This is a genomic window from Falsiroseomonas sp. RANM36 (genome assembly GCF_056682175.1).
Map to the genome: position 1 here is coordinate 212,677 of NZ_JBWXTD010000006.1, position 11,933 is coordinate 224,609.

An 11,933-nucleotide genomic window follows, 5' to 3' on the forward strand; every position below is an offset into this window, starting at 1 on the left:
ACGTCACTCCGCCGCGAGCGCCGGCGCTTCGCCATAGACGCGCGCGCATTCCGCCATCACGTCGGAGGCGCGCGCGATCGCATCGGCCAGGTGGTACTGCGCGATCGCCGGCGCGAAGGGTGCGTCCGACATCGCCGCGGGGTTCCCCGCGGGACCGGCCGTGTCTTCGCAGCCGCGCGACGCGAATCCTTCGCCGAGTTGCGGCGCGGCCTGCACCATGCGCGCGCGCAGCTGGTCCAGCGTGTCGAAGGGCAGGCGCACGCCGAGCAGCTCCGCGGCTGCGCGGACGATCCGCCAATCCTCGCGCGCCTCGCCCGGCGCATGCACCGAAAGCCAGGCGCGCTGCGCGCGGCCCTCGGTGTTGACGTAGGTCGCGTCCTTCTCGGTGTAGGCGGCGCCGGGCAGGATCAGGTCGGCGCGCGAGGCCGCGCGATCGCCATGATGGCCCTGGTAGATCACGAAGGTCTCCGCGCCGATCGCCGCCGGATCGAAGCCGTCCGCGCCGAGCAGCCACAGCACGTCCACGCCGCCGCCCAGCATGCCGCCGAGCGCCTTGCCGCCGGCGCCCGGCAGGAAGCCGAGCTCCAGCGCGCCGACCTGGCCGCCGAAGAGGTGCAGCAGGTTGAAGCCGTGCCAGTCCGGCCGCAGCGCATTCGCCGCCGCCGCGACCTCCCACGCCGCCGCCAGCACATGCACACCATCAGGCCGCGCCAGCGCGCCGCGGCCCAGGATCACCATTGGGTTCTTCGCGGCGCGCAGCGTTTCCATGAAGGGATGCGAGCCGTCGAGCAGCGCGCGCAGCGCCGCCGGGCCGTCGCCGAGATGCTGGTGCGGATAGGTCAGGTCCACGCTCGGCGCGCCGATGCGCGCCACCGGGAAGCGCCCCTGCACCTGGCGCCTGCGGATGCGTGCATTGATCACCGGCGCTTCCTTGCGCGGGTCGCTGCCGATGATCAGCAGGGCATCCGCCTGGTCGATGCCGGCGACGGTCGTGTTGAACAGGAAGAAGTCGCGCCGCGTCGCGTCCAGCGCCGCGCCGTCTCCGCGGCAGTCGAGGTTCCGCGAGCCGAGCGCGGTCATCAGCGACTTCAGGGCGAAGACGCTCTCCGCATCCGCCAGGTCGCCGGCCACGGCGCCGATGCGGTCGGGCGTGGTCGCGCGGATGCGCGCGGCGACGGCGCCGAAGGCCTCGGACCAGCTTGCCGGCTTCAGCTTGCCGTCCACGCGCAGCCAGGGCCGGTCCAGCCGCTTGCGCTTGAGGCCGTCGAAGGAGAAGCGGCCGCGATCGGCCATCCACTCCTCGTTCACGTCGTCGTTCACGCGCGGCAGGATCCGCAGCACTTCCGGCCCGCGCGTGTCCACGCGGATGTTGGTGCCGGTCGCGTCCTGCACGTCGATGCTGTCGGTCTTGCGCAGCTCCCAGGGGCGGGAGACGAAGGCGTAGGGCCGGCTGGTGAGCGCGCCGACCGGGCAGATGTCGATCAGGTTGCCGCTGAGCTCGCTGGTCAGCGCCTTCTCGACATAGGTGCCCACCTCCATGTTCTCGCCGCGGTTCGTCGCGCCGAGTTCGGGCACGCCCGCGACCTCGGAAGCGAAGCGGATGCAGCGCGTGCACTGGATGCAGCGGGTCATGATCGTCTTGACCAGCGGCCCCATGTACTTGTCCTTCACCGCGCGCTTCGGCTCGCGGTAGCGGGAATGGTCCATGCCGTAGCCGACGGCCTGGTCCTGCAGGTCGCACTCGCCGCCCTGGTCGCAGATCGGGCAGTCGAGCGGGTGATTGATCAGCAGGAATTCCATCACCCCGCGACGCGCATTGCGCACCACCGGGCTGTCGGTCCTCACCACCATCCCGTCCATCACCGGATAGGCGCAGGAGGCGACGGGCTTCGGCGCCTTTTCCACCTCCACCAGGCACATGCGGCAATTGCCGGCGACGCTCAGCCGTTCGTGGTAGCAGAAGCGCGGGATCTCCCTGCCCGCGGCCTCGCAGGCCTGCAGCACCGTGGCGCCGTTCGGGACCTCGACCTCGATGCCGTCAACGGTGACCTTCGCCATCGCGCTTACTCCGCGGCCATCGGCATGGAAGCCGGCTTCGCATGGCGCCGCTTGTACTCGGCGATGCGCTCTTCCATCACCGGCCGGAAATGCCGGATCAGGCCCTGCACCGGCCAGACCCCGCCATCGGCCAGCGCGCAGATCGTGTGGCCCTCGATCCGCCGCGTCACTTCCTCGAGCAGGTCGATCTCCTCGATCTCCGCGCGGCCCTCGACCATGCGCTCCATCATGCGGCTGACCCAGCCCATGCCTTCGCGGCAGGGCGTGCACTGGCCGCAGCTCTCATGCTTGTAGAACTTCGACAGCCGCGCGATGGCGCGGACGATGTCCGTGCTCTTGTCCATCACGATCACGCCCGCGGTGCCGAGGCCGGACTTGTGTTCGCGCAGCGCGTCGAAATCCATCAGGACCGTGTCGCAGACATCCTTCGGCAGCAGCGGCGTGGAGGACCCGCCCGGGATGACGCAGAGCAGGTTGTCCCAGCCGCCGCGCACGCCGCCGGCGTGGCGCTCGATGAGTTCCCGCATCGGGATGCTCATCTCCTCCTCGACGTTGCAGGGCTTGTTCACATGGCCCTGGATGCAGAAGATCTTGGTGCCGGAATTCTTCGGCCGTCCGAAGCCGGCGAACCAGGCGCCGCCGCGGCGCATGATCTCCGGCACCACCGCGATGGTCTCGACGTTGTTCACCGTGGTCGGCGCGCCATAGAGCCCGACGGCGGCGGGGAATGGCGGCTTCAGCCGCGGCATGCCCTTCTTGCCCTCGAGCGATTCGATCAGCGCCGTCTCCTCGCCGCAGATGTAGGCGCCCGCGCCGCGATGGACGTAGAGGTCGAAGTCCCAGCCCGACCCGCAGGCGTTCTTCCCCAGCAGCCCCGCCTCGTAGGCCTCCTCAATGGCCGCTTCCAGGACGACGCTCTCGTTGTAGTATTCGCCGCGGATGTAGATGTAGCCGGCATGCGCGCCCATGGCGAAGCCGGCGATCAGGCAGCCTTCGATCAGGGTGTGCGGATCGTGACGGATGATGTCGCGGTCCTTGCAGGTGCCGGGCTCGGATTCGTCGGCGTTGACGACGAGATAGTGCGGCCGCTCGGAAGCCTGCTTCGGCATGAAGGACCACTTCATCCCGGTCGGGAAGCCGGCGCCGCCACGGCCGCGCAGGCCGGAATTCTTGACCTCCTCGATGATCGCGTCCCGGCCCTTCTCCAGGATGGCCCTGGTGCCGTCCCAGTTGCCCCGCTTCCGTGCCGCCGGCAGGCGCCAGTCCTGCACGCCGTAGAGGTTGGTGAAGATGCGGTCCTTGTCGGAGAGCGCCATCAGCTCATTCTCCCGGCAGGTCTGTCAGCGTCAGCGGCCCGCCCTCCGGCGCGCTCGTCTGACGGCCGATCGTCGAGCCCGGCTTCGGCCGCTCGCCGCGCCGCAACGCCTCGATCAGCGCGACGGTGCGGTCGTAGTCGAGGTCCTCGTAGTAGTCGTCGTCCACCTGCAGCACCGGCGCGTTCACGCAGGCGCCGAGGCATTCCACCTCGGTGAGCGTGAACAGGCCGTCCGCGCTGGTCTGGCCGACATGCACATGGGCCGCGTCGTGGCAGGCGCGCATCACGTCGTCCGATCCGCGCAGCATGCAGGGCGTCGTGCCGCAGAGCTGCAGGTGGAAGCGACCGATCGGCTTCATGTTGAACATGAAGTAGAAGGTCGCCACCTCATAGACGCGGATCGGCGCGATGCCGAGGCGCTCCGCGATCACGTCCATCGCCACGCGCGGCACCCAGGCGCTGCCGGTCTGCCGGCCCATCTGGCGCTGCACGACGTAGAGCAGCGGGATCGTCGCGCTGGCCTGCTTCCCCGCCGGATAGCGCGCGAGAATCTTCCCGATGCTGGCCTCGCTCTCGGCATCGAAGGCGAAGCCGGTCGGTTCCATGTGCTCGACCTGTGCGCTGGCCATCTGATTCACGTTCCGCTCCTCGCCGCTTCGCGGCTGCGGGGCTCCACGATCAGATGGCGGCTCACCGGTCGATCTCCCCGAACACGATATCCAGGCTGCCGATGATGGAGACCGCATCCGCCAGCATGTGCCCCTTGGACAGCGCCTCCATCGCCTGGAGATGCGCGAAGCCCGGCGCGCGGATCTTCACGCGGTACGGGCGGTTGGTGCCGTCGGCCACCATGTAGACGCCGAACTCGCCCTTCGGCGCCTCGGTCACCGTGTAGGTCGCGCCCTCGGGCACGTGGTAGCCCTCGGTGTAGAGCTTGAAGTGGTGGATCAGGCTTTCCATCGAGCGCTTCATGTCGGCGCGCATCGGCGGCGCGATCTTGTTGTCCGGCACCTTGACCGGGCCGGGCTTCATCGCCGCCAGGCACTGGTGGACCATGCGGAGCGACTGCCGCATCTCCTGCATGCGAACCAGGTAGCGGTCGTAGCAGTCGCCATGCACGCCCACCGGCACCTCGAAATCCAGCCGGTCGTACATCTCGTAGGGCTGCGACTTGCGCAGGTCCCAGGCGCAGCCGGAGGCTCGCAGGCAGGGCCCGCTGAAGCCCCAGGCCATCGCCTGCTCGGCGGTCATCACGCCGATGTCCACGGTGCGCTGCTTGAAGATGCGGTTCTCGGTCAGCAGCCCCTCGAGCTCGTCGAGGAACTTCGGGAACTGCTCCGCCCAGCGCCGGATCTTCTCCTCCAGCCCGGGCGGCAGGTCCTTGTGGACGCCGCCCGCGCGGAAGTAGTTGACGTGGTAGTGGCTGCCGCCCACCGCCTCGTAGAACTCCAGCAGGTGCTCGCGCTGCTCGAAGCCCCAGAGCGAGGGCGTGATGGCGCCGACATCGAGCGCATAGGTCGTGACGTTCAGCAGGTGGTTCATGATCCGCGTCAGTTCCGCGAACATCGTGCGGATCCAGCGCGCGCGCTCCGGCACCTGGTCCTCGATGCCGAGCAGCTTCTCCACCGCCAGCACCCAGCTGTGCTCCATGCACATGGGCGAGACGTAGTCGAGGCGGTCCATGTAGGGCATCGCCTGGAGATACGTCTTGTACTCCATCAGCTTCTCGGTGCCGCGGTGCAGCAGGCCGATATGCGGATCGGCGCGCTCCACCACCTCGCCCTTCATCTCGAGGATGAGGCGCAGCACGCCATGCGCGGCCGGGTGCTGCGGGCCGAAGTTGATGTGGTGCGATTCGACCTCGACGGTGCGCGTCGTCGCCTCGGCGGGCGGCACGACGTGAAGGGAGACATCGCTGCTCATTTCGCCCCCCCTGCGGCGCCTTCGATCTGGCCACGCGCCTCGCGCGTCAGGTGGACCTTCTCGTCGCCCGGCAGCGTCGTCATCGCCTCCCAGGGGCTGAGGAAGTCGAAGTTGCGGAAATCCTGCGTCAGCGAGACGGGCTCGTAGACGACCTGCTTGCGCGTCTCGTCGTAGCGGACCTCGACATGGCCGGTGAGGGGAAAATCCTTGCGCAGCGGATGGCCCTCGAAGCCGTAGTCGGTCAGCAGGCGGCGCAGATCGGTCTGGCCCTCGAAGACGATGCCGTACATGTCCCAGGCCTCGCGCTCGTACCAGCTCGCGGCGGGCCAGATGGCCATCACGCTCGGCACCGGCGTCTGCTCGTCGGTCGCGACGATCACGCGGATGCGCCGGTTATGCGCCAGGCTCAGCAGGTTGTAGACCACCTCGAACCGCTCGGCGCGGTCCGGCCAGTCCATGCCGCAGAGGTCCATCAGCTGCTCGAAGCAGAGCCGCGGGTCGTCGCGCAGCAGCGTCATAACCGGCAGCAGCCCGGCGCGCGTGACGCGCAGCACGAGCTCCTGCCCGCGCTCGAGGAAGGCTTCCTGCACCGCCGGGCCCGCGGCCTCGGCGATGGCGGCGCCGAGATCGGCGAGTGTCATGCCGGCCTCAGCCACGGAGGATGGTCCCTGTCCGGCGGATCTTCTTCTGCAGTTGCAGGATGCCGTAGACCAGCGCCTCGGCGGTCGGCGGGCAGCCGGGGACGTAGACATCCACCGGCACGATGCGGTCGCAGCCGCGCACCACGCTGTAGGAATAGTGGTAGTAGCCGCCGCCATTCGCGCAGCTGCCCATGCTGATCACCCAGCGCGGCTCGCTCATCTGGTCGTAGACCTTGCGCAGCGCGGGGGCCATCTTGTTGGTCAGCGTGCCGGCCACGATCATCACGTCCGATTGCCGCGGGCTGCCGCGCGGGATGATGCCGAATCGGTCGAGGTCGTAGCGCGCCATGTAGGCGTGGATCATCGGCACGGCGCAGCAGGCCAGCCCGAAGGTCATCGGCCAGAGGCTGCCGGTGCGGGCCCAGTTCACCACCTTGTCCAGGTTGGCGACCACGAAGCCCTTTTCTTCCATCTCGCCGGTGATTCCCTTGATCACCGCGTCCTGCGCGGGACCGGGGGGCAGCGCCTCCCGGTTCCACGCGATTGCGCCGTCCTGCGGCGCGGCAGTCGTACCACTCATTCCGTTCTCCCTGGCGCCCGCCGCGCCCGAGGTCAGGAAGCGCCCTTCGGCGTCGTTCCCGGCACAATCATTCCCAGTCCAGCGCGCCCTTGCGCCACTCGTAGACGAAGCCCACGGTCAGCACGCCAAGGAAGCCCATCATGGAGAGGAAGCCGAACCAGCCGATCTCCCCGAGCGCGACCGCCCAGGGGAACAGGAAGGCCACTTCCAGATCGAAGATGATGAAGAGGATGGCGACGAGGTAGAAGCGCACGTCGAAGCGCCGGCGCGTGTCGTCGAAGGGCTCGAAGCCGCATTCATAGGCCGAGAGCTTTTCCGGATTCGGCTTCTGCCGGGCGACCAGCATGGCACCGCCCACCATCGCGCCGGCGATCGCCGCGGCGATGCCGAGGAAGACCAGGATCGGAAAATACTCGGCCAGCATCTGCTGGGTCATGTGCGCCTGCTCATCAGCCTTGCCCAACCCCGCGCGGGATCTTTCCGTCCCGCCGCGCGCCGCGCTGCGCCAAGGGGGGACATCCCACGATCCCGCAGGGTCCCCGCCATGCCGCACCGCAGCGAGGCGGACATTACCCGTGGCCGGCGCGCTCCGCCATAGGGGGCGAGCGTTACGGACGTGACAGGGGACGCAGGCACGCCGGGCCCGGACGATCCGGGGCGTGACCGAGGCATGAAAGGAGAGGGACATCGTCGCGTGGCGCGAGTGACGGGGCTCGAACCCGCGACCTCCGGCGTGACAGGCCGGCGCTCTAACCGACTGAGCTACACCCGCTTGCGCGACAGGCGGCGGGGAATAGGGGGACCGGGCGGGGGTGTCAAGCACGGCGCGCCGGCCATGCGGGACCATCCATGCCGCTGATGGGCGCCCCTTGTCGCCATGATCGCGATTAAGCCGTTGACGCGCCGCGCCGCGCCACATCTGATCGCGGGAGAGGACCCGGAAAGGGTCACGGAGGAGACATCGCCATGCACCCCACGCGCCGCACCGCCCTGGCCCTCGGGCTGGGCAGCCTCGCCCTGCCGGGCCTCGCCCGTGCCCAGGGCTGGCGCCCCACGCGGGATGTCGAGTTCGTCATCCCCTTCGGCGTCGGCGGCGGCGCCGACCTGATGGCGCGGGTGATCCAGAAGATCATGACCGATGAGCGCCTGGTGCCGGTGGCGGTCAACCCGGTGAACCGCCCGGGCGGCGGCGGCGCGGTGGGCCTGGCCTATGTCGCGGCGAGCCGCCGCAACGACCCCAACACCATCGTCGCGATCAACGGCACCACCCAGATCACGCCGATCATGGTGCCGAACGCCCGCACCCTGACCCTGGTGCGGCCGATCGCGAATGTCATGCTGGACGACTTCCTGCTCTTCGTGCGTGCCGACAGCCCGCACCCGACCGCTGCCGCCTTCGCCGCCGCCGCCAAGGCCGCACCGGCCCGCAGCGTGAATTTCGGCACCGGCGGCACCACCGACCAGATGGCCGTCACCGTCTTCGGCCGCGCCATCGGGGCGGAGCTCAACATGGTGAACTTCAACTCGGGCGGCGAGGCGCTGACCGCGCTCCTCGGCGGCCATGTCCAGGCGGTGATCGGCAATCCGCTGGAATTCATGGGCCAGCTGCAGGCCCGCGCGGTGCGCGCCCTCGGCGTGTTCCGCGACACCCGCTTCGCCGACCTGCCCGAGGTGCCCACCATGAAGGAGCAGGGCATCGCCGCCGAGAACTTCCAGATGTGGCGCGGCATCGCCGTGCCGGCGGGCGTGAATGACGCGGCCGCGGAATACTGGACCGAGGTGATGCGCAAGGTCGTCGCGACCGAGGCCTGGAAGCGCTACCTGAAGGAGAACGTGGCGAGCGAGGCGCCGATGTTCGGCGCCGACTTCACCGCCTTCCTCGAACGGCAGGAAAGCCTCTACCGCGCCCTCCTGAACCGGCCGGCCTGAGCCGTGCCGCGCCGCGTATCCTGGGGCGATCTCGGCCTCGCGGCCGGGTTCGCCGCGATGGGACTCGTCTGGATCGCCGGCGCGCGCCAGATGCCGCTGTGGGAACGGGAGACGCCGGGGCCCGGCTGGCTGCCGCTGGCCTTCGGCGCGCTGCTGGTCGCGCTCTCGGTGGGCGCGGCGCTGCAGTCGCTGATCAGTCCGGCCGCCCCGCCGGAGGCCGCGGGCGGGCTGCGCAAGCCGATCCTGGTGCTCGGCGCGACGCTCGCCGCCGTGCTGGGGCTCGAGCTGATCGGCTTCCTCCCGGCCATCTTCCTGATGCTGCTGGTGCTGTTCGCGCTGGCGGAGCGCAAGCCGCTGCTGGCCTCGCTGCTGGCCGCGGCCGGTGTTGCGGCGGCGCTGCACCTGATCTTCGTCACCTGGCTCGGCGTGCCGCTGCCCGCCGGCCCCTTCGGAAGCTGAGGCGGTGGACGCCTTTTCCCAGCTCATGGACGGCTTCGCCGCGGCGCTGACGCCGGGGCACATCGCCATGTGTTTCCTCGGCGTGCTGCTCGGACAGATCGTCGGCGTGCTGCCCGGCATAGGGCCCTCCGCGGCGATCGCGCTGCTGCTGCCGATCACCTTCGGGCTGGATCCGACCTCCGCGCTGATCCTCTTCGCCGGGATCTACTATGGCAGCCAGTACGGCGGCACGCTGACCTCGGTGCTGATCTCGGTGCCGGGCGAAAGCTCGACCGTGATGACCGCGATCGACGGCTACCAGATGGCGCTGCAGGGGCGCGCGGGGGCGGCGCTCGGCATCGCCGCGATCGGCAGCTTCATCGCCGGCACGCTCGGCACCATCGGGCTGATGCTGATCGCGCCGCCGCTGGCCAAGATGGCGCTGGCCTTCGGCCCGCCCGAGTATTTTTCGCTCGTTGTCCTCGGCCTCGTCGCGCTCGCGGCAGTGGGCAGCTCGGTGCTGAAGGGGCTCGTCGCCGGCCTCGCGGGGCTGGCGCTCGGCACCATGGGGATCGACCCGCAGGTCGGCATCGCGCGCTTCGACTTCGGGCAGGTCTGGCTGCTGGACGGCATCGAGTTCATCGTGCTCACGGTGGCCCTGTTCGGCCTGGGCGAGGTGCTGTCGGGCTGCGCCGACGCCGCCGCGCGGCCGGTCGCCAAGGTCAAGGACGTGCTGCCGACGCGCGACGACTGGCAACGCTCGAAATGGCCGATCATGCGTGGGTCGGTGATCGGCTTCCTGGTCGGCGTGCTGCCCGCCACGGGCGCCACCATCGCCAGCTTCGTCGCCTATATCGTCGAGAAGAAGCTGGCGCGCGATCCGTCCCGGTTCGGCAAGGGGGCGATCGAGGGCGTGGCGGGGCCGGAGGCGTCCAACAACGCCGCCGCCTCGGGCGCGCTGGTGCCGATGCTCTCGCTCGGCGTGCCGGGGTCGGGCACCACGGCGGTGATCCTCGGCGCGCTGATCATGTTCGGCGTGCGGCCGGGGCCGGAGATGTTCACCACCAATGCCAGCCTGGTCTGGGCGCTGATCGCCTCCATGCTGATCGGCAACGTCATCCTGCTGGTGATGAACCTGCCGCTCGCGGGCGTCTTCGCGCGGCTGCTGACGGTGCCCTATTCCTGGCTCTACCCGCCGATCATCGCGCTCTGCATCGCCGGCGTGTACTCCCAGGCGAACAGCATCGAGGATTGCTGGCTGCTGGTGGGCTTCGGCCTGGTCGGCTGGATGATGCGCCGCTACGACTGGCCGATGGCGCCGATGGTGCTCGGCCTCGTGCTCTCGCCGCTGTTCGAGACGGCGATGCGCCAGTCGCTGACGATCTCGCTCGGCGATCCGGCGATCTTCGTCAACCGGCCGCTCTCGGCCGGGCTGCTGGCTTGCGCGGGTCTGGCGCTGGCCGTGCCGCTGGCCGCGCTGGTCTGGCAGCGCCGGCCGCGCTCTGCGCGATAGGATGGGCATGGGAAAGGGCACGCTGATCGTCGCCAGCGGGCGATGGGACAACACGGTCGCGGTGATCGACGCCGCGGCGGCGCGCGACGCGGCGCATGACGGCACGGACCGCGCGGTGATCGCGCGCCCGCGCGCGACGCCGGATGTGGACGGCGCGCCGGCCTCCGGCCAGCCGGTGAACGTGGTGATCCCGCCGGACGGGCCGCATGGCTATGTGGTCTGCCATTCCGGCCGCGCCTCGGCCGCCGCCGCGGGCGCCTACCAGCACGGGCATCCGGGGACCGTGACGCTGCTCGACCTCGCGGCGCTGCGCGATCCGCGCCATGACGGCACCATGGGCGCGATCGCGGGTATCCTCGAGACCGGCACCGCAGGCCCGGTCGGCGCCACCCTCACGCCCGATGGCCGGCACCTGCTGGTCGGCTCCGCCGAGGCGCCGGCGGCCGAGGATGGCGGCGTGGAGGTCACCGCCTTCGACCGCGCCAGCCTGGCGGTCGTCGCGCGCATCCGCCTGCGCGACGCGGGCGGCACACCGGTGCGCGATTCGCCCGATCCCCGCTTCGGCCGATTCCCCAATCCCAACGGCATCGCCTGCAGCGCGCTCGGCGCCGGCTGGCTGCTGACCGCCAATGGCGGCACCGACGATGTCTCGATCCTGGACCTGGCCGCGGCGCTCGCCGGCGATCCGGGCGCGGAGGTGGCGCGCGTGCCGGTGCAGTCGGGCGGCTTCGGGATCAGCGTCTCGCCCGACGGCCGGCTGGCCGCCGTGGCGGCACGGGAGAGCATGCGGACCGGCGCGCATGGCAACACCGTCAGCCTGATCGACATCGCGGCCCGGCGGGAGGCGGCGCGGATCCGCGTCGGCACCGACGATCCGGCGCAGGGCACGCGGCCTTTCGTCGCGGCCTTCACGCCGGATGGTCGGCACCTGGTGGTGTCCTGCTTCGCCTCGAACACGGTCTCGCTGGTGGAGGTCGCCGCGGCGCGGGAAATCGAGCGCCTCACGCTGGACGACCCGACCGGCGGTCCCGCGCAGCCGAGGGGTGTCGCGATCCACGGTGCCGAGGGGTGGATCGCCGTCACGGGCGGCAAGAAGCGCGGGCCGCGGAGCTCGGTGCTGTGGATGCTGGACCTCGCGCGATTCGCGGTGACCTCGCGCGTCACCGGGATCGGGAACGAGACCTATCTGCTCGGCGTGCTGCCGGCCGGGCGGTGACGAGGATCCCCTCCGGGGGATTTTTGCTTGGCGCTGCGCGCCAAGCAAAAATGGGCGCTGACGGATTCGAACCGCCGACCAACGGTGTGTAAAACCGCCGCTCTACCACTGAGCTAAGCGCCCAGGCGCTGCCCTACGCCGCCGCGCGGGCTTCGCCAAGATCCCGCAGCACGCCGCGAATCGAAAGGGGGGGGGGGGGGGGGGGGGCGGGCCGCGCGCGCGCCCCCCCCCCCCGCCGGGCCCGGTCGCGCCGTCGGTCGGGGATCAGGCGCGGTTCTTGAACCGCCAGCTGTCGTTGCCGGTCTCGACGATGTCGCAGT

11 protein-coding genes and 2 tRNA genes are annotated in these 11,933 nt (G+C 70.3%); 4 read left to right on the forward strand and 9 right to left on the reverse strand.

All coding sequences use genetic code 11. The features are described 5' to 3' along the window. Window positions 1–3: 3 nt before the first annotated feature. From nuoG to AC1MIR_RS22595, 8 genes are all read right to left on the reverse strand, one after another. Complete coding sequence (gene nuoG, locus AC1MIR_RS22560; protein WP_480030437.1) at window positions 4–2,058, reverse strand: NADH-quinone oxidoreductase subunit NuoG; 2,055 nt, start codon at window positions 2,056–2,058, stop codon at window positions 4–6. Window positions 2,059–2,063: 5 nt separating this feature from the next. Continuing rightward, window positions 2,064–3,374: an NADH-quinone oxidoreductase subunit NuoF gene (gene nuoF, locus AC1MIR_RS22565; RefSeq protein WP_480030438.1), complete on the reverse strand. Its 1,311-nt coding sequence runs from the start codon at window positions 3,372–3,374 to the stop codon at window positions 2,064–2,066. Window positions 3,375–3,378: 4 nt separating this feature from the next. Next, window positions 3,379–4,002: a complex I 24 kDa subunit family protein gene (locus AC1MIR_RS22570; RefSeq protein ID WP_480030722.1), complete on the reverse strand. Its 624-nt coding sequence runs from the start codon at window positions 4,000–4,002 to the stop codon at window positions 3,379–3,381. Window positions 4,003–4,063: 61 nt separating this feature from the next. After that, window positions 4,064–5,296 (reverse strand): NADH-quinone oxidoreductase subunit D, encoded by a 1,233-nt coding sequence (locus AC1MIR_RS22575; RefSeq protein ID WP_480030439.1) that lies wholly within the window; start codon window positions 5,294–5,296, stop codon window positions 4,064–4,066. Beyond that, window positions 5,293–5,937 (reverse strand): NADH-quinone oxidoreductase subunit C, encoded by a 645-nt coding sequence (locus tag AC1MIR_RS22580; RefSeq protein ID WP_480030723.1) that lies wholly within the window; start codon window positions 5,935–5,937, stop codon window positions 5,293–5,295. The genes AC1MIR_RS22575 and AC1MIR_RS22580 overlap by 4 nt, the downstream gene beginning before the upstream one ends. 7 nt (window positions 5,938–5,944) lie before the next feature. Beyond that, window positions 5,945–6,517: a NuoB/complex I 20 kDa subunit family protein gene (locus tag AC1MIR_RS22585; protein ID WP_109872583.1), complete on the reverse strand. Its 573-nt coding sequence runs from the start codon at window positions 6,515–6,517 to the stop codon at window positions 5,945–5,947. A 67-nt stretch (window positions 6,518–6,584) separates the two neighbouring features. Further along, window positions 6,585–6,953, reverse strand: coding sequence for an NADH-quinone oxidoreductase subunit A (locus AC1MIR_RS22590; protein WP_480030440.1), 369 nt, complete (start codon window positions 6,951–6,953; stop codon window positions 6,585–6,587). A 259-nt stretch (window positions 6,954–7,212) separates the two neighbouring features. Then, a tRNA-Asp gene (locus AC1MIR_RS22595) sits at window positions 7,213–7,289 on the reverse strand. 194 nt (window positions 7,290–7,483) lie between these two features. On the opposite strand from AC1MIR_RS22595, the gene AC1MIR_RS22600 reads away from it, so the two are divergent. The 4 genes from AC1MIR_RS22600 to AC1MIR_RS22615 are packed head-to-tail and all read left to right on the forward strand — an operon-like array spanning window position 7,484 to window position 11,613. Continuing rightward, entirely contained in the window at window positions 7,484–8,446 is a 963-nt protein-coding gene (locus tag AC1MIR_RS22600) for a tripartite tricarboxylate transporter substrate binding protein (RefSeq protein ID WP_480030441.1), read from the forward strand. A 3-nt stretch (window positions 8,447–8,449) separates the two neighbouring features. Continuing rightward, the gene (locus tag AC1MIR_RS22605) at window positions 8,450–8,905 is read left to right on the forward strand and encodes a tripartite tricarboxylate transporter TctB family protein (RefSeq protein ID WP_480030442.1); all 456 of its coding nucleotides are present in this window, start codon (window positions 8,450–8,452) and stop codon (window positions 8,903–8,905) included. Window positions 8,906–8,909: 4 nt separating this feature from the next. After that, complete coding sequence (locus AC1MIR_RS22610; protein WP_480030443.1) at window positions 8,910–10,397, forward strand: tripartite tricarboxylate transporter permease; 1,488 nt, start codon at window positions 8,910–8,912, stop codon at window positions 10,395–10,397. A gap of 7 nt (window positions 10,398–10,404) precedes the next feature. Further along, window positions 10,405–11,613 (forward strand): lactonase family protein, encoded by a 1,209-nt coding sequence (locus AC1MIR_RS22615; protein ID WP_480030444.1) that lies wholly within the window; start codon window positions 10,405–10,407, stop codon window positions 11,611–11,613. A gap of 51 nt (window positions 11,614–11,664) precedes the next feature. Here AC1MIR_RS22615 and AC1MIR_RS22620 read toward each other — a convergent pair. Further along, window positions 11,665–11,736: transfer RNA gene (locus tag AC1MIR_RS22620), tRNA-Val, on the reverse strand. Between the last annotated feature and the right edge of the window lie 197 nt (window positions 11,737–11,933).

Bases quoted from the DNA above. Each gene is read 5' to 3' on its own strand.
- nuoG (WP_480030437.1), bottom strand. From the start codon at position 2,058: ATGGCGAAGGTCACCGTTGACGGCATCGAGGTCGAGGTCCCGAACGGC.
- AC1MIR_RS22575 (WP_480030439.1), bottom strand. From the start codon at position 5,296: ATGAGCAGCGATGTCTCCCTTCACGTCGTGCCGCCCGCCGAGGCGACG.
- AC1MIR_RS22590 (WP_480030440.1), bottom strand. From the start codon at position 6,953: ATGACCCAGCAGATGCTGGCCGAGTATTTTCCGATCCTGGTCTTCCTC.
- AC1MIR_RS22615 (WP_480030444.1), top strand. From the start codon at position 10,405: ATGGGAAAGGGCACGCTGATCGTCGCCAGCGGGCGATGGGACAACACG.
- AC1MIR_RS22580 (WP_480030723.1), bottom strand. From the start codon at position 5,937: ATGACACTCGCCGATCTCGGCGCCGCCATCGCCGAGGCCGCGGGCCCG.
- nuoF (WP_480030438.1), bottom strand. From the start codon at position 3,374: ATGGCGCTCTCCGACAAGGACCGCATCTTCACCAACCTCTACGGCGTG.
- AC1MIR_RS22570 (WP_480030722.1), bottom strand. From the start codon at position 4,002: ATGGCCAGCGCACAGGTCGAGCACATGGAACCGACCGGCTTCGCCTTC.
- AC1MIR_RS22600 (WP_480030441.1), top strand. From the start codon at position 7,484: ATGCACCCCACGCGCCGCACCGCCCTGGCCCTCGGGCTGGGCAGCCTC.
- AC1MIR_RS22585 (WP_109872583.1), bottom strand. From the start codon at position 6,517: ATGAGTGGTACGACTGCCGCGCCGCAGGACGGCGCAATCGCGTGGAAC.